We start from the raw sequence: 16128 nt of genomic DNA, 5'->3' as shown, positions 1-16128 counted from the left end.
ATCAATATAAGGAAACAACGATGATTAAACGGCTCCTGTGCGGCCTGCTGTTCAGTATGACCGCCATCCACCAGGCCTGCGCGGCTGAGGATCTGACCCTGGTGCTCGACTGGTATATTAACCCCGACCATGCGCCTATCATGGTGGCGGAACAGATTGGCGCCTTTAAACAGCAGGGGCTGAATGTGCGGATTATCCCGCCGTCGGATCCGGCAATCCCGCCCCGGCTGGTTGCGGCAAAACAAGCGGATCTGGCCATCACCTACCAGCCGCAATTGCATTTCTTTGCTGACCAGGGGCTGCCCCTGGTGCGGGTTGGCACGCTGATTAACTCGCCGCTTAACACGGTTATCGCGCTGGACAAAAATATTAAGTCACCGGCGGATTTGAAAGGCAAACGTATTGGCTACTCGGTGAGCGGTATTGAGCAGGCTACCCTGGCGACCATGGCCAGAAACCAGCATATTCAGCCCGAAGAGATGACGCTGTTTAATGTCAATTTCCAGCTCACCAGTGCCTTACTGGCCGGGCAAGTGGATGCGGTTATTGGCGGCTATCGCAATATTGAAGTTCAGGAGCTAAAACTCCAGGGCAAAGACCCGGTGGTGTTTAACGTCGAGGATTACGGGGTACCGGCCTATGACGAGTTAATTATCGTGGCTAACCGCGACAATGTGTCGGCGCCAAAAATCAAAAAATTCCTCGCGGCGCTGAAACAAGGCGGCGATTATTTACACGCCCACCCGCAGGAAACCTGGCTGGCGTTTGCCAAAGCCCACCCGGAGCTCAACACCGCGCTGAATCGCCAGGCGTGGCAGGCCAGTATTCCGCTGTTTGCGACCGACCCGGCCAAACTGGACCGCCCCCGTTACCAGGCCTATGAGACATTTTTGTTTGATAATAAGCTTATCAAGAAAATCACCCCGGTGGATGACTACGCGGTAGAGCTGCACTAATCTCCCTGAAGCTCCGGGTCCCCATGTGCTCCGGGGCACAACCGCCATAAAGCAAAAAAGCAGGTTCACTGACGTGACCTGCTTTTTTTATTTGGACCGCCGACGAGGACTTCAACCCCGCACCTGTAGCATAAACTACTGCTCTTCCCTGATGAGCTACCGGCGGATAATGTGGGCACCGCGGATACCGCTGTGCCGCGAGGACGTATTATTCATATCCAGCGGCGAAATGCAAAGATAATCCCCGACAAAAAGTGCGTAAATTACTGATGCCGTGATCCCTTACACAATATCCCGCCGGGCCCGCCGCCAGACGGCATTATTTCTTCACAGCGTCCTGTAAGGCTTCATCTGCCCGCCAGACGCGATATTTCAGCTCAACATTTTCCGGGGTGTAGACCACCACCGGCAGTTTGCTGTTATAGCGGATCAGCCCTTTACCGTTGACATTTACCGCCACAAATTTACGGCTGGTGGTTTTATCCCGGCAGGCCATCATGGTGGAGGCCGGTGCAGAAACCTGGCTCAGCTGATAGTAGGTATATCCCCAGCCCTGAAGATCTTTCTCCTCCAGCTGGCCGCCCAGCATATGGCGGTTGCAGTCCACGTCGAGGGTTTTCCCGGGTATCAGTTCCACCTTCAGTAACGACTCATCGGGCTGCTGAGGCAGATAAATCACCTGGCGCACCATGCCCTTTTCCGCCGCCGGATAAGGCGCCACTTTACTTAACGGTTCAGCCTGATCGGCCGCCATTGCTGCGCTAGATACCAGTAACAGCCCACACAGGCCGGTCATCATAGTTTTCATTCTGAGAACTCCATGTATGCAGATTTATTCGCTCTATACTCTTACATTTCCAGAATATGAGTCTATCACTATCGCAGAACAGGGCTGAATTTCGGAGGATGCTGATCGGTGGGAGCGCTTCCCCGCGATCTGTTGCCTTATCGCTGTCACCGGTGGCGTAACGCGCTACGCTTACAGGGGTACAGTGCACATATGCGGGAGCCCGTGATGAATAAGAACAGCAGCCAGACCGTAGAAAGCCCGGAAAAAGAACAGAACAAAACCATTGAGCTCAATGAACAACGGCTGCCCTCCCGGGCGATGGCCATCCACGAGCACATTCGCCTTGAGGGGGAAAAAGAGCTGGAACGGGATGCCATGGCCCTGCTCTGGTCAGCGCTGGCGGCCGGGTTATCCATGGGGGCCTCCCTACTGGCAAAAGGTATTCTCAGTGTCCACCTTGACCACGTTCCCGGGGCGTTTTTACTGGAGAACCTCGGCTATACCGTGGGATTTATTATTGTCATTATGGCCCGCCAGCAGCTTTTTACCGAAAATACCGTGACGGCGGTGCTCCCCGCCATGCAGCATCCATCCCTGCAAAATGTCTGGCTATTACTGCGGTTATGGGGGGTGGTACTGCTCGGTAACCTGGCCGGAACGGCTCTGGCGGCAACCGCGTTTGCCTATATGCCGGTATTTGACGAGCCCACCCGGGCCGCTTTTGTTGCCTTCGGTAGCGAGGTGATGCACAAAACGCCACAAGAAATGTTTGCCGGTGCAGTGATTTCTGGCTGGCTGATTGCCACCATGGTCTGGATGATGCCAACCGCTGGTTCCCTGAAAATTGTCGTGATTATTTTAATGACCTGGCTTATTGCCGTTACCAATACCACGCATATTATCGTCGGCAGCATCGAGATATTTTATTTAATGGTGACGGGGAATATTCACTGGAGCGAATTTTTATGGCCTTTCGCTCTGCCCACCCTGGCGGGCAATATTTGCGGCGGCACCTTTATTTTCGCGCTGATCAGCCATGCGCAAATTCGCAATGATATGAGTAACCAGAAAAAATAATCCTGTCGCGGCCCGTATCATAATAATAACGACGCGGAGCCTGCGCTGACAGGATCAGGAGAATAACCGGTGACGGGAGCCAACCATTATTTACAGAAGGCGACACCATTTTCAAAAGCGACGGAGGTCACATGGGGAAGGCGTTCATAGAGGGAAAAGTCACTCCCCTGGGACGTTGGCGTGGCGTCCAGTACTACCCGGTAGCCACCGAATGTGCGGGGGACCAGGACACTGCGCCCGGCTCCCGCCGTCACTAATTCAGTGGTAAAACCATGATGTGTCCACTGATCGTGAACGCACTGGGCCAGCTCTGCCGGGGATTTACTACTGGAGCCATCCAGTACGGGCTCCTGCCCACGCAGGTAAGATAACGAGCTGCATCCGGTAAGCAGCGTAAGGCAAATAACAGGTATGACGGGCTTCATAGTTGCTCCGGAATATTGCGTTATTTCACAGCGGGCCCGTAAGGGGCCCGCAACGGATTATCCTAACAGTTTGCCTTCCAGCAACGCTAAGCCGCTCTCCAGCAGAGAGCCATGCTCAGCTACATTGCCACCCGGGGACAGGGTGTCGATAAGGCCTGGCAGAACTTGCGCCAGCAGCGCAGATGCCTGTTCCGGGGCAACCCCTAAGGAAGAGGCCAGATTCTCCATTTCACCGTTGCCCAGTACACTGGACATCTGCTCACCGGACACCGGATGGTTTTCACCGTCGGCAATCCAGGACTGGGCTATCTCTCCCAGGCCACCCTGATGAAATTTTTCAATCAGTGCCGTAATACCACCCTGGCTTTCAATCCAGGCCATAACGCTCTGTAATAACTGGCCATTGCCTTGCTGGCCGAGCACACCGCTCTGACCAAGCATGCCGCCGATCTGATCAAGTAATCCCATGATTTTCTCCACTTCATATTCAGTGATAACTGGCACAGAACAGTACGCCTTACACAGCGGGGCGCAACCAGACAACTCCTTAATAATGCGGGAAGCGCAGAAAATGGGGAGACCCAAAGAAAGGACACCTCCTGCCCGCGGACAGGAGGTGAATAATTAGTTGCGGGTATTGCCGTCAATCTGGTCGCGGGTACCGCCACCTTCTAACAATTTGTCATTGTCGGCAGGGCTTATCGTTTTGCGCGGGGAATTATTAATATCCTGGGTCTTAACGTTATCGTCATCACCCGTGTGCTGCATGATTTTCTGATTATCTTGCGTAATGCTGTTGATCTGATTCTGAGATTTACAGTGCTCGCGCGCTTCCGGGGTCTGTTTGTCATACGGAATGCGACAATCGTCAATCATATGGTTCTTATCATGGTACTGATCTTTTGCCACCTGCTGAAGCGTCGTGCTATTCACTTGGGAATGATCGGTCACCGGATTGGCGGCCATCGCAAACGGGACCACAGAGATAAAGAAGCCACAGAGTGCTGTTGCTGTTATTTTTTCATAAGGTTACCTTTTCAATAAAAAATCATTACACAGGTAAAAATTTAGAACAATTTTACGACTTCTCTGGCGTCATTTGGTGCTATTCACCGCGATCCCTGGCGGCCCTCGCCAAATAGATAACAACAGGTATCGACGCCATACGGTTGCCAGAGTTATTATTATGTTAATGCATAATCAAAAGGAATGGAAAGATGGCACGTAATTTGTTAACAGCAACGGCGGGCTCGCTTGCCTTATTGCTGGCAACGGCATGCTTCTCCCCCCCAGGTCTTAGCCCACGCCCATCTGCAACAACAGCTCCCCGCCCAGCAAGCCGTACTGGCCGCTGCTCCCCAGGAGATCAGGCTGACCTTCTCAGAAGGTATTGAGCCGGGGTTCAGCAAAATCACCCTGACCGACGCCAAACGCCACCCGGTAAAAACCGGCCAGCTGCATACCCTTGCTGGCCAGCAACAGGTTGCCATCGTCAGCGTTGACAGCCCCCTGGCCGCTGGCGAGTACCAGGTCGACTGGCAGGTGGTGTCGGTAGACGGGCATAAAACGCGCGGCAGCTACCGCTTTACCATGAAATAACCCTGATGCTGGCCACGAGCTTTATCATCCTGCGCTTTTGCCACTTTACTGCCCTGCTCCTGATGCTGGGCTGCGCTATTTGCGGGGCGCTACTGGCGCCGTCTGCTTTACGCACGGTGGTGATGAAGCGCCTCTCCCCGGTATGGTTCCCCGGGGCGGCGCTCTGCGCGCTGAGTGCGCTGCTACTGTGGGCAGTTCAGGGTGGGATGATGGGGGATGGCTGGCCGGATGTATTCTCCCCGGCCATTTGGCTGCGCCTGCTACAGTCCCATTTTGGCGCGGTATGGTTATGGCAGATTATTTTTGCCAGCGTGGCGCTGGCTATCGCCCTGATCAAACCGCGCGGGTTAAGCGCCCTGCTGTTGATCCTGGCGCTGGGCCAGGTGGCCTTACTGGGACGTACCGGCCATGCCGCCGTCAGTGAGGGGGTTGCCGGGGTTGCCAGCCAGGTAAGCTACGCCCTTCATTTACTGGCTGCCGGATGGTGGTTTGGGGGGCTTATTCCGCTGTTAGTTTGTATGGCGCTGGCCACCCGGGCCCGTTGGCATCAACCGGCCACGGTCGCCATGATGCGCTTTTCACGTTATGGGCACCTTGCGGTTGCGCTAGTCATCGCCACCGGTATCATCAACCTGTTGCTGATCACCGGTTTTCACTGGCCGTCCCCCACCCGCTACCGGACGCTGCTGCTGGTAAAAGTCGCGTTGGTGATGGTGATGGTGACACTGGCGCTGATTAACCGCTATATTCTGGTGCCGCGTTTTGCCAGTAAGCACAATGCGGCATCGCGACTGTTTGTGATGCTGACCGGCGCCGAAATCGCGCTGTCCGTTGCGGTGCTGGCGCTGGTCAGTTTGTTCGCCACGTTAGATCCGTACTGATGAGATCCGTACTAACCAGTTATTCAGGATGAAAAATGAAAAGATTGTTCGCCGGGTTGTTGTTACTTTGCAGTTCCACCGCCGCCCTGGCCGCCCCACAGATTATCACCGTCAGCCGGTTTGAAGTCGGCAAAGATAAATGGGCATTTAGCCGTGAAGAGGTCATGCTGACCTGTGGCCAGGATCAAGCGCTGTATGTCATTAACCCCAGCACCCTGGTGCAATACCCGCTGAATGAGGAAGCCCAGAAGCAGGTGGATAGCGGTAAAACACGCGCCCAGCCGATTGCGGTGATCCTGGCAGACGATCCGCAGCATCCCGGCCATAAAATGAGCCTGGCGCCATTTATTGAGCGCGCAAAAACATTGTGTAACTAACGCTATCATTTCTATAAAAAAACCGTAATCGCCTGTGAGGGCCATTACGGTTTTTGCATTTCAAACAGGGCATTTTTTTCAGTATTTCTGACCCGACGATAGCCGCGGACTGGAAAAGCTGAAATGCTCATCTATTCTTAAATGGCAGGGCGACTTAGCCTGCATTAATGCCAACTTTTAGCGCACGGCTCTCTCCCAAGAGCCATTTCCCTGGACCGAATACAGGAATCGTATTCGGTCTTTTTTTGCCTGACAGGCTTTCAGGGCGTGACATAACAAGCGGTTACCCCTAAGGTCCGGCGCAAAGTGCGCATAACGGCTTGTTACGTGTTTGTCAGCATGCCTTAATTTTTTTTGCAAGACAATAACATTTACCCCATTGATCGTAAAATGACTGACAGTGGTCTGGGGTGATACCTGCCGCATCTGATCCTCAGTTCGTGCTATATTCACCCGGCACAACGCCTATAAAACGCGTGATAACAAGAAGTAAAAAGCTTTCCTTCGCGCGCTATAAATTAATTGTGTGATACACATTCAGCCAGACCAGAGGCCGGTCTCATTTTCGCAACCCGCATGAGCGTGGAACGGCAATACCAGGGAGAGGCTACATTTACCGCTGGCAGGAAACTAGTGCCAGCGCCTATGTCAGGCAAACATGTTCATCTGCTGATGTTTAAGCTGCTGGAGCTTCTCAGACAGCTTTATTTTTTCATCTGCTTTGGTGTAATCCGCAGGAGCCATACAGGTTATCAGCTTATCCAGGTCATCCGGTGATTTGATAACCATAAACACCTTCGACTTATTGATGAACACCACCGAGTTTTTTTTACGCTGAAGCAGCTCAATAACGTTATTGAGGGTACCTGTGCTTTTCGCATCCCAGACCATCAGGCCGTAGTCAGCCTGTTCAGCCATTTGAATATCTTTGGCGGTATAAAAGGCGCGGGTACCACGAGGATGCCCGGTTTTTACCACACTAACAGGCCAGGCCCCCAGATTGTTACGGGGTTTTGGTGAGCTACTGAACACGGTTGTCGAATCACAGCCCATCTCCAGTAAGGCATGCTGTACGGACGAATCCACGCCGTTTGCATCCCCGACCACCACACTGAAATGCCGATCGACGATCTTTTTCAAACGCGCGATAATCAGCGGATCAAGTTTCTTGATGGTTATTGAGCCAGCAACAAACACAGTCGTCATGATGGTTTCCAGGTTAATGCAGCAACATAAATATTATCCACTTTAGTATAACGCCGGAGTGCCATACATGCAGCTTCTGCCGTTGTGCCTGTATGATAGAGGTCATCAATCAGCAATACATTCCAGCGCCCATCATTGGCGATAACCGGATTAACTGAAAATGCATTCTCGATGGCAGCCATCTTCTCTTCCCTGGTGTTAAGGTTTTTCAGTGATACGTCTCCCGGCGCTTTCACCAGCAGATTATCAAAGCAGGGAATATTGGCGAGACTCCCCAACGCTCTGGCTATTTCAGTGACCGGCTGACGTTCACGGGGAGTGGATGCCGGCATGGGAACAATGAAACCAATGTGATGAAAAAGAGGAATAGCATGTTGTTTCAGATAATGGGCTAGTGGTGCTATTTGTTCCCAATCCGCGCGGTATTTCAGCCGGTACAGTGCCTCTCCTGCCGGGGTTCGGTTTGTCTCAAACTGTGGGTGTCCATATTCATTATCGCCAATGTAAATACTGCTGACGATATGCTTATCCATCGCGTAACCGAGGTCCCAGCGACCATTTATTTGCCTGATATTGCTCTGCATCGTTCGCTCGCTACTCACAACCAGCCGGAAAATGAACTTATAATTGCCAGTCATGTTTTGAAAGCCATTTACGTTCTGATTGTTCTGCAGTTTACGTTACCAGCCTGGGATGCCTTATTTCCCTCTTCGTCCCCCGATCCACCGCACTAAAAACATCGCGAAAAGGAATACGTTAACCGGGGCACTGACCACGCCCGGCGCGCTTTTCTGCCTGCCGGCGTCTCATTAACGCCCTGTCACACAGATTTCATCTTTACCCGCCGATAACTCCCGGACTATGCTTAGCGCCTCTAACTATCGCCCCAGCGGGAGAATATGGAAGATTTACAATTTGATGTAGGGCCGACATTACAGATCCAGTACCGTTTTCAGAAGGCGCGTTTTGACTGTAAACATTTGCTGATAGTGATGTCCGGGTTTAATAGTCCAGACCCGACAGCGTATGACTTTACTACCACCCTGCACCATTGCCATTCGGCAATTTTATGGATAAAGGACGATTTTAATCGCCTGCCGGCGTATTACCTGTGTCAGGGGATGGACTTCGCTATTGAAGCGGGGGTCAGTGCGCTTATTGACCATATCATCACCACCGTTAACCCTGGCCGCACCTCGATAATCGGCGCCTCCAAGGGCGGTAGTGCGGCACTGTGGTTTGCGGTTAAGCACAATATTCTCAACGTTATTGCCTGCGTTCCCCAGCTGCATATCGGCAGTTATCTGGCAAACAGCAAGTGGCAGGAGACCGGCCGGGTGATGATGGGCAGTATGGATGAGCAAAATATCGCCCGGCTGGACGCCCTGCTACCACAAAAAATCACCGCCGATCGGCAACTGTCGCGCAACATCTATCTGTTCACCTCCCCGGAGGATGAGCAGTACACCACTGATATTCAGCCCTATTTGCCGCTCTTTGAGCGCTATCAGAACTTTAATCTGGTAGAAACCCACTCCCGCTTTGTCAGCCGCCATGAAGACGTTACCCGCTATAACGTCAATCTGGTGCTGGCCCTGGTGTATCAGTTTGAGGATGGCATTACCCCCTAGTGGGGCACGGTCCATAACGGCGCCCGCTGGTAAGCCCGATAGCGCCCGGCGGCGGCCGGGCGCAGGCGTGATAATACGGTGCGAAGGCGCTTAGCAGAGCGGGGTTACCGCCGCCCGCATTCCCTGAGTCAAAATGGCCGCCAAATCCCCGGCAACCGCTTCCACCAGTCCCGCAACACCGGTCAAATCCTGCCCCCAGTGGCTGCTGTCAGACAACACACTGGTCACCAGCGCAGGCAAGGTTAACTGGCTATTATCGTAGCGGCCCCACAACTGGGAATAACGTTCCAGCCAGTGAGCATCATCCTGCAATGGATAAGCTTCCCCGCTGCGCGTGCCGCGATAAAACGCGATCAGCGCCGCCAGCGCAAATGTCAGCCGCGCCGGTAACGTGCCGTTTTGCTGCTGATAGGTCAGCAACTGGGGCAAAATACGGGTGCGGTATTTGGTCATCCCGTTCAGGGCAATCGACAGTAACTGGTGGCGAATATAGGGATTGCGAAAACGCCCGGTCACCGCCCTGGCAAAAGAGATAAGCTCATCCTGGGGCAGATCCAGCACCGGGATAATCTCCCGGGCAATCGCCTGTTCCACAAACGCACAAATTTGACTGTCGTTCATCGCCTCCCCCACGGTATCCAGCCCGGCGAGGAACGCCACCGGCACCAGCGCGGTATGGGCACCGTTAAGAATGGCCACCTTGCGCGCCTTATAGGGTTTGATATCGTCAACAATCATCACGTTCAGCGGCAACTGGTCGAGGCGCAGCGCCTGGGCCAGGGACGCTGGCCCCTGGATAACAAACAGGTAAAAGTGCTCGGCGCTATCCAGGAAACTATCGCGGTAACCGAGGGTTTGCTCCAGGGCTGCGGCTTCTTCACGGGGATAGCCGGTGACAATACGATCCACCAGCGTCGAACAGAATGTGTTGGCCTCATTCAGCCAGCGGCTGAAAGCGTCCGGCAATGCCCACTCCTGGGCATAACGCACCACCAGCTCACGCAGCGCCTCACCGTTATAATCGATTAGCTCACAGGGGATAATAAACAACCCTTTGTCGGCGGCACCCGCAAAGTGGCTGAAACGCTCGAACAGCAGACGGGTCAGTTTTGCCGGATAACTCACCGCCGGCGCATCATCGAACTGGTCACCGGCGTGGTAAGCAATACCGGCTTCGGTGGTGTTCGAGAAGACAAACTGCAACGCCGGATTGTGGGCCAGCCGGAGGTATTCATCGTACTGCTGATAAATGTTGATCTCGCGGTTAACCGAGCGGATCAACCGGGATTCGCTCACCGCCTCGCCGCTATCGTTAAGCCCGCGAATGATGGTGGTATACAGTCCGTCCTGGGTATTCAGGGAGGGCGGAAAATCGGTGTCGATGGGGCGAACAATGGTGATCCCGGCATTCAGATTGGTGTGTTCATTGAGCAGGTCGATTTGCCAGTCAACAAACGCCCGCAAGAAATTGCCTTCGCCAAACTGAATAATACGCTCCGGGTACTGGGCGCCGGGGAAGTCGTTACGATTAAGCTGTTTCACAGGGGGGAGTCCTTTGAAATGGGCGCGGGGGTACACTCCCGCAGCGGTTGCCATAGTGATTGCGGGGGTTATCGCCGAAACCTGCACCGGCGCGCAGCTTCAGTGGCCTGGACTGTGAACAGTGCCAAATAAATTGGTACTTAACTGGTTTTTAATGCCATAACCGCGCACACTGGCCCCATGAGCAGACCCCAACACTTGCGCCACAGCGTCATTAACCAGTTTCTCGACAGCATTGCCCGCGGACATCTGACCTCGCCGCTGCCGTCGCAGCACGCCCTTGCTGAAGCTTTCAATATCAGCCGCACCACCGTGCGCCACATTCTTACCCATCTGGTGGCCGAGCAAATCCTGAGCCAGCAGGGGCGGCAATTTCTGATCCGCCGCATTCCTTCGGCCAGCACAGAAGCCCGTATTCAGACCCTGCCCGATGACGCGCAATATCAGCACGTCGAGCAGGCGTTTTACCGGATGATCAATCAGCGGGTACTGCGCCCGGGGGCGCGCTTTACCGAACTGGCGCTGGCCAGGGAAACCGGAGCCACGCCCCAGATCGTGCGTGAGTTTTTGCTCAGGTTCAGCCGCTATGCGTTGATTGAACATGAGCAGCGCGGGAGCTGGCGGATGAAAACCTTTGACCGGCAGTGGGCGGAACAGCTATTTGAACTGCGGGCGCTGCTGGAAACCCACGCCCTGGGCAAGTTTATGGCCCTGGGGGCTGACGATCCCCGCTGGCTACAGGCCCGGGATCTGCTGGCCCGTCACCGTCAGTTGCGCAACAGCATTGGCAGCGACTACCGGCTATTTTCCGAGCTGGACCAGGGGTTCCACGCCCTGCTGCTCTCGGCGGCGCAGAACCTGTTTTTCAACCAGTCCCTCGAGATCATTTCGGTTATCTTTCATTTTCACTACCAGTGGGATGAGCGGGATCTGCAACAGCGCAATATCGTCTCGGTGGATCAACATATGATGATCCTCAACGCCATGCTGGCCGGGCAGCGTGAACAGGCTGTCAGCCTGTTACACTATCATCTCGATACCGCTAAACAGGCGATGATTACCGCCCTGGTGGTGAACCAGCAGCCAGATGCTTCCAGAACAACGTAGTGCTGCAGCGGGCGCCATCCGGCATTAGTGCATAATCCGGGATAACCCCCGCCTGCTGCCAGCCACAGCGCCGGTAAAACTGCTCGGCCCCGCTGCCGCTGGCGGTGTCCAGCACCAGCAGCCAGCGCCCCTGAGCCCTGGCCTCCTGCTCCAGCCGGGCCATCAGCGCCCGGGCAATGCCGCCGCGCCGCGCCCGGGAATGAACCAGTAACTTGGCCACCTCAGCCCGGTGGGGCTGGTTCTCCGGCAGATCGGTCACCAGTATCACACACCCTATAATGTGCTGCTGATCATCCAGCGCCACCAGCAGCTGGCGCCCGTCCCGGGCGACACTGGCCGCGACCCCTTCCCAGAAAACACGGGCTTTATCTTCGCCCATCGGCAAGACAAAACTCACCGACGCGCCGCCTTCAACACAATCAATCAATAAGGCATTCAGGCTATGGAGCCGCAACAAAATATCGTCATGATGCAGGGAGGTGATAGTGACCATCGGCGCTACCGTCAGAGTGAAAACGGTATCTTACCAGGCCCGGTAGCCCGGACATCATAGGCTTTTTTTATCGATCTCAGGGGCGCAACTGGCCGGCCAGCGCATCCAGCAATTGGTAGCGGTTGCGGTACTCGGCGCGTTTCTTACTGGCAATATCGTCGATGGCCTTGCGGGGCTGACTTAGCGGCAGCTGATAGTAATAGCGGTGCACCGGTACCCCATTAATTGACGCCCAGAACTCGTTATAACTGGCGAAAAATTTCCGCCCCTTGCTGAAGCGATAACGCAGGGCGCGGAAGATATGGCCGCTGTCGCTAACCGCATAGATCCGCGCGATGCCCTCTTGCTGGGCCAGGATCCCCAGCACCTCAATCAACACCCGCTTCGGGAACAGGCCGTAGCAGGCCCGGGTAGCCTGTTTAATCGCCTCATGGGGGACAGTTTTTTTCGCCCCTTGTAAGCCGCCAATCTTCACCACCCACTGCCCCTGCTCATCCACCACGCTGAAGGTCAGGGTAGCCAGCAGGACATCATCACAGTAGCACCACAGGGTACTCTCCCCCTCACGCTGGGCGCCGGTGGCCCCAGAGGCAAAAACCTGCAAGCGGGCGTCGTTTTTCCCACTCACGCTGACCAGCATCTGCGGCGTGGCGGCCATCAGCGCCTGGCCAAAGGCCGGGCGGCAGATACCGGTAGCCCACTGATAATGCTGCACGATAGCCTGGGCCCGGGCCATCGGGCCGAGGCCCAGGTGCAGATACTGGCGATGAATTTTCCCCGGCAGGCTCGACTGGGCGCGCAACACATCGGGAAACCAGGGCTGGGTGGCAATGGCAGACATCAGGTAATGGGTGGAGGGCCAGAACAGCAGCGTACGGCAGAGGTATTTCATCCGGTAACCGCGCCGTTGCCATATTGACCCCGGGCGCAGCCCGCCGCTGACCAGCGCAGCAATAACCTGGTTTGCCGACGCCTGATGAATGGCTGGATGGCGGTTTTCAATCAATGACATGGTGATTCCCCGGCGTAAAATACAGTTAAGGGAAATCATAAAATCTGCCAAATACACCGCGCTGCAACAGGGCCATTGCTGCCCCGGGCTATCTGCAACAAATAATCAACAGCCAGGTGGAAAGGCTAATTATTCATCTCCTGAACCAGCCAGCGGAAGATCACCGCCACCACATATTGCTGCTGCTGATCGCTCAGCTCCGCCCCCGCCGGGATACCGTGCCACTTAGCCAGACAGCCCCGGCAGCAGGTGGCCGTCGCGTGCTGGGCAATAAATACCGGATGGCCGCGCATCGGGGTTTGTTTACCGTCGTTCGCCGGGGCCGCCGGGGCCAGGCGCAGGGCGATAAAATCCGCCGCATGGCGCTGTACCGTCTCCGCGCCTTTATCCAGGCAATACTGGCGCTCTTTGCTGCCAAGATGAAAACGGCTGCGAAAGCGGGATTGTTGCAGGCGGCGGAATAGCTGATCGGTGTTTGGTGACATAGTGGTCTATTCTGGCCCGCCTATCGCGGGCCCAGCTCCTCTTAGTGACGGTGTCACAAACCAGTATACCCCCGGTAGCGCCGCCTGGCGCGGGGATCAGTTTAGAAAATAGAGCGCCCCATCTCCTGGGCGAGAATTTCAAGAGCGGCGATGCCCGCCAGCGAGTTACCGGCCTCATCCAGCCCCGGGCTCCACACCGCGATGCTCATCTCATGGGGGACGATGGCAATAATACCGCCCCCCACCCCGGATTTACCCGGCATCCCTACCCGCCAGGCAAATTCACCGGAGCTTTGATACATCCCGCTGGTTGCCATCAGGGCGTTGATCTGCCGGGTGTGCTGCGGGGTGATCAGGCCGGTGGGCTGGTGGACGGCCTTGCCCTGATTGGCAAGGAATAAGAAACACCGCGCCAGCTCGGCGCAGTTCATCTCCAGTGCGCAGTAATGAAAGTAGTTATTCAGCACCGGGATAACGTCATTGTGGAAATTACCAAATGAACGCATCAGGTAGGCAATGGCGGCATTACGATCCGCGTGGTCAAACTCCGAACGGGCCACCCGGGTGTTGTAATGCAGATCCGGCGCCTCCGCCAGGGCGCGCACCACTTCCAGCATCCGCTGGCGCGGGGCGCTGAGCCGGCTTTGCAGCATATCGCACACCACCAGTGCTCCGGCGTTAATAAACGGATTACGCGGCTTGCCTTTCTCCAGCTCCAGCTGTAACAGCGAGTTAAACGGCTGCCCGGAGGGATCTTTGCCCACCCGCTGCCAGATGTCATGCTCCTCATAGAGCCCCATCGCCAGTACCAGGCTCAGCACTTTGGAAATCGACTGAATAGTAAAACGTTCGCAGGCGTCCCCGGCCTGGAAATGCTGGCCGTCCACGGTACTGATGGCAATGCCGAGCTTCCCGGCCGGAACCGCCGCCAGGGCGGGAATATAGTCCGCCACTTTCCCCTGAGTGGTGAGCGGGCGAACCCGCTCCAGAATCGTTGCCAGTAATGCGTCTGTCAGTGCCTGTGCCACGCTGCGAATTCCTTGTATCTGCGCCTGTTGCGGGGCGCAGTATACCAGCGCAGGCGGCTCAGGTAACCCGCATTAGTGCCGGTCCCGCCATACGGTCTGAATGTTACAAAACTCATACAACCCAAAGTGGGACAGTTCGCGGCCAAAGCCACTTTTCTTCACCCCGCCAAAGGCAACGCGCGGATCGCTGGCGCTATAGCCATTGATAAACACACCGCCACACTCCATCCGTGCCGCCATCTCCAGCGCCTGTGCTTCATTGGCGCTGTAAATCGTCGCCGAGAGCCCGAAATCACTGTGGTTGGCTATCTCAAGGGCGTGCTGGGCGTTATCGGCCACACAAATGGCCGCCACCGGGCCAAACAGCTCCTCGCGAAAGGCAGTCATCGCCGGGGTGACATTGCTCAATACCGTCGGCGCATAGTAGTTACCGGCCCCGGCGATTTTTTCACCGCCCAGCAGCAGGGTAGCCCCTTCCGCCAGGGTGGCCTGCACCTGGCCGTGTAATTCGTCACGCAAATCGGCCCGGGCCATCGGCCCAAGGGTGTTCTCTTCGTCACGCGGATCACCGCATTTCAGGGCCTGAGTGGCCGCCACAAAACGCGCGGTAAAGTCCTCGGCTATCCCCGCCTCGACAATAAACCGCTTGGCCGCGGCACAGACCTGCCCGGTATTCTGGAAGCGCCCCGCCACCGCGGCCTGCACCGCATCATCGAGATCGGCATCATTGAGGACGATAAACGCATCCGATCCCCCCAGTTCGAGGACACATTTTTTCAGTGCGGCACCGGCCTGTGCGCCTATAGCCGCCCCGGCGCGTACGCTGCCGGTTACCGCAATGGCCGCAATGCGGGGATCGTTAATCATCTGGCTGACCCCGTCTACCGTGGCATTAACCGACACCAGCAGCCCGGCAGGGAAACCCGCCGCCCGGGCCAGCTCTTCAATTAATTGCGCGCTGCCCATCACATTCGGGGCATGTTTCAGCACATAGCTGTTACCGGCCAGCAGCATGGGAACCGCCCCGCGCAGCACTTGCCACAGCGGGAAGTTCCACGGCATCACCGCCAGAATCGGCCCCAGGGGGCGAAATTCAATGGTCGCTTTATTGTCCGGCACCTGGGTTGGCTGCCCGGCCAGCATCGCCGGGCCCTGCTCGGCATACCAGCGGCACAGCCCGGCGCTTTTATCGACCTCTGCCCGGGCCTGGCGAATGGGTTTGCCCATTTCGCGGGTCATCAATTGGGCAATTTGCTCTTTATGTTGTTCCAGTTGCTCACCCAGGGCCACCAGCCGCGCCGCCCGCTGGGCCACCGTCAGCGCGCGCCAGGCGAGCCACGCCTGGTGATTACGGGCGAGTGCGGCATCCACCTCCGCGGGTGACAGCCAGGGATACGCCGCCATAACGGTACCGTCGATGGGGCTGATAGAAATAGCATGGGTTTCAGGTGTCCAGGTCATGATTGATTCCTGCGCAGGGTGAGTAGTGCATTCACCATAGCGCCGTGTTATTTTCATG

At 55.9% G+C, this 16128-nt stretch carries 19 protein-coding genes and 1 tRNA gene; 7 read left to right on the top strand and 13 right to left on the bottom strand.

Going from position 1 to position 16128, the window contains the following annotated elements; all coding sequences use genetic code 11:
- Positions 1–20 precede the first annotated feature (20 nt).
- Positions 21–956, top strand: a complete 936-nt coding sequence (locus tag F9C28_RS01865; RefSeq protein ID WP_199013402.1) for an ABC transporter substrate-binding protein — start codon at positions 21–23, stop codon at positions 954–956.
- 92 nt (positions 957–1048) lie between these two features.
- On the opposite strand, the gene F9C28_RS01860 is transcribed toward F9C28_RS01865, so the two are convergent.
- Together F9C28_RS01860 and eco are read right to left on the bottom strand one after the other, a co-directional pair.
- Positions 1049–1122 (bottom strand) — tRNA-OTHER (locus tag F9C28_RS01860).
- A gap of 153 nt (positions 1123–1275) precedes the next feature.
- Positions 1276–1764: a serine protease inhibitor ecotin gene (gene eco, locus F9C28_RS01855; protein WP_199013401.1), complete on the bottom strand. Its 489-nt coding sequence runs from the start codon at positions 1762–1764 to the stop codon at positions 1276–1278.
- 207 nt (positions 1765–1971) lie between these two features.
- Between eco and F9C28_RS01850 the strand changes: the two genes are divergently transcribed.
- Complete coding sequence (locus F9C28_RS01850; protein WP_408641427.1) at positions 1972–2823, top strand: formate/nitrite transporter family protein; 852 nt, start codon at positions 1972–1974, stop codon at positions 2821–2823.
- 86 nt (positions 2824–2909) lie between these two features.
- Here F9C28_RS01850 and F9C28_RS01845 read toward each other — a convergent pair whose 3' ends face one another.
- The 3 genes from F9C28_RS01845 to F9C28_RS01835 all read right to left on the bottom strand — a co-directional run bounded on the left by F9C28_RS01845 (position 2910) and on the right by F9C28_RS01835 (position 4214).
- The gene (locus F9C28_RS01845; protein WP_199013399.1) at positions 2910–3248 is read right to left on the bottom strand and encodes a hypothetical protein; all 339 of its coding nucleotides are present in this window, start codon (positions 3246–3248) and stop codon (positions 2910–2912) included.
- A 57-nt stretch (positions 3249–3305) separates the two neighbouring features.
- Positions 3306–3716 (bottom strand): YidB family protein, encoded by a 411-nt coding sequence (locus F9C28_RS01840; protein WP_199013398.1) that lies wholly within the window; start codon positions 3714–3716, stop codon positions 3306–3308.
- Between the two features lie 156 nt (positions 3717–3872).
- Positions 3873–4214: a hypothetical protein gene (locus tag F9C28_RS01835; protein WP_233148848.1), complete on the bottom strand. Its 342-nt coding sequence runs from the start codon at positions 4212–4214 to the stop codon at positions 3873–3875.
- 288 nt (positions 4215–4502) lie between these two features.
- Here F9C28_RS01835 and copC point away from each other — a divergent pair, with 288 nt between their 5' ends.
- Genes copC through F9C28_RS01820 form a run of 3 tightly spaced genes read left to right on the top strand, consistent with a single transcriptional unit; the run spans position 4503 to position 6105 of the window.
- Entirely contained in the window at positions 4503–4847 is a 345-nt protein-coding gene (gene copC, locus F9C28_RS01830) for a copper homeostasis periplasmic binding protein CopC (RefSeq protein WP_233148847.1), read from the top strand.
- A gap of 2 nt (positions 4848–4849) precedes the next feature.
- Positions 4850–5728 carry a copper homeostasis membrane protein CopD gene (copD, locus tag F9C28_RS01825; RefSeq protein ID WP_199013475.1) on the top strand — a complete coding sequence of 293 codons (879 nt, stop codon included), beginning with the start codon at positions 4850–4852 and terminating at the stop codon, positions 5726–5728.
- Positions 5729–5763: 35 nt separating this feature from the next.
- Entirely contained in the window at positions 5764–6105 is a 342-nt protein-coding gene (locus F9C28_RS01820; RefSeq protein ID WP_199013396.1) for a YebY family protein, read from the top strand.
- A gap of 648 nt (positions 6106–6753) precedes the next feature.
- On the opposite strand, the gene F9C28_RS01815 is transcribed toward F9C28_RS01820, so the two are convergent.
- Positions 6754–7311, bottom strand: coding sequence for a hypothetical protein (locus tag F9C28_RS01815; protein WP_199013395.1), 558 nt, complete (start codon positions 7309–7311; stop codon positions 6754–6756).
- Positions 7308–7895, bottom strand: a complete 588-nt coding sequence (locus tag F9C28_RS01810; protein ID WP_199013394.1) for a ComF family protein — start codon at positions 7893–7895, stop codon at positions 7308–7310. The genes F9C28_RS01815 and F9C28_RS01810 overlap by 4 nt, the downstream gene beginning before the upstream one ends.
- A gap of 315 nt (positions 7896–8210) precedes the next feature.
- On the opposite strand from F9C28_RS01810, the gene F9C28_RS01805 reads away from it, so the two are divergent.
- Positions 8211–8942 carry a hypothetical protein gene (locus F9C28_RS01805; protein WP_199013393.1) on the top strand — a complete coding sequence of 244 codons (732 nt, stop codon included), beginning with the start codon at positions 8211–8213 and terminating at the stop codon, positions 8940–8942.
- A 90-nt stretch (positions 8943–9032) separates the two neighbouring features.
- On the opposite strand, the gene F9C28_RS01800 is transcribed toward F9C28_RS01805, so the two are convergent.
- Positions 9033–10484: a tagaturonate reductase gene (locus F9C28_RS01800; RefSeq protein WP_199013392.1), complete on the bottom strand. Its 1452-nt coding sequence runs from the start codon at positions 10482–10484 to the stop codon at positions 9033–9035.
- Positions 10485–10664: 180 nt separating this feature from the next.
- Between F9C28_RS01800 and F9C28_RS01795 the strand changes: the two genes are divergently transcribed.
- Positions 10665–11591 carry a GntR family transcriptional regulator gene (locus tag F9C28_RS01795; RefSeq protein ID WP_199013391.1) on the top strand — a complete coding sequence of 309 codons (927 nt, stop codon included), beginning with the start codon at positions 10665–10667 and terminating at the stop codon, positions 11589–11591.
- On the opposite strand, the gene F9C28_RS01790 is transcribed toward F9C28_RS01795, so the two are convergent.
- The 5 genes from F9C28_RS01790 to F9C28_RS01770 form a co-directional block, all read right to left on the bottom strand.
- Positions 11542–12084 carry a GNAT family N-acetyltransferase gene (locus F9C28_RS01790; protein WP_199013390.1) on the bottom strand — a complete coding sequence of 181 codons (543 nt, stop codon included), beginning with the start codon at positions 12082–12084 and terminating at the stop codon, positions 11542–11544. The two genes, F9C28_RS01795 and F9C28_RS01790, sit on opposite strands and share 50 nt — an antisense overlap.
- 76 nt (positions 12085–12160) lie before the next feature.
- Complete coding sequence (locus F9C28_RS01785; protein WP_199013389.1) at positions 12161–13096, bottom strand: VirK/YbjX family protein; 936 nt, start codon at positions 13094–13096, stop codon at positions 12161–12163.
- A gap of 125 nt (positions 13097–13221) precedes the next feature.
- On the bottom strand, positions 13222–13581 hold the full coding sequence (locus tag F9C28_RS01780; protein WP_199013388.1) for a DUF4186 domain-containing protein: 360 nt from the start codon (positions 13579–13581) through the stop codon (positions 13222–13224).
- 101 nt (positions 13582–13682) lie between these two features.
- Positions 13683–14609: a glutaminase B gene (gene glsB, locus F9C28_RS01775; RefSeq protein ID WP_199013387.1), complete on the bottom strand. Its 927-nt coding sequence runs from the start codon at positions 14607–14609 to the stop codon at positions 13683–13685.
- A gap of 72 nt (positions 14610–14681) precedes the next feature.
- Positions 14682–16070, bottom strand: a complete 1389-nt coding sequence (locus tag F9C28_RS01770) for an aldehyde dehydrogenase family protein (protein WP_199013386.1) — start codon at positions 16068–16070, stop codon at positions 14682–14684.
- Between the last annotated feature and the right edge of the window lie 58 nt (positions 16071–16128).

The organism is Shimwellia pseudoproteus (assembly GCF_016415625.1).
Taxonomy (GTDB): domain Bacteria; phylum Pseudomonadota; class Gammaproteobacteria; order Enterobacterales; family Enterobacteriaceae; genus Shimwellia; species Shimwellia pseudoproteus.
This window is presented reverse-complemented; position numbering and strand designations above follow the sequence as displayed.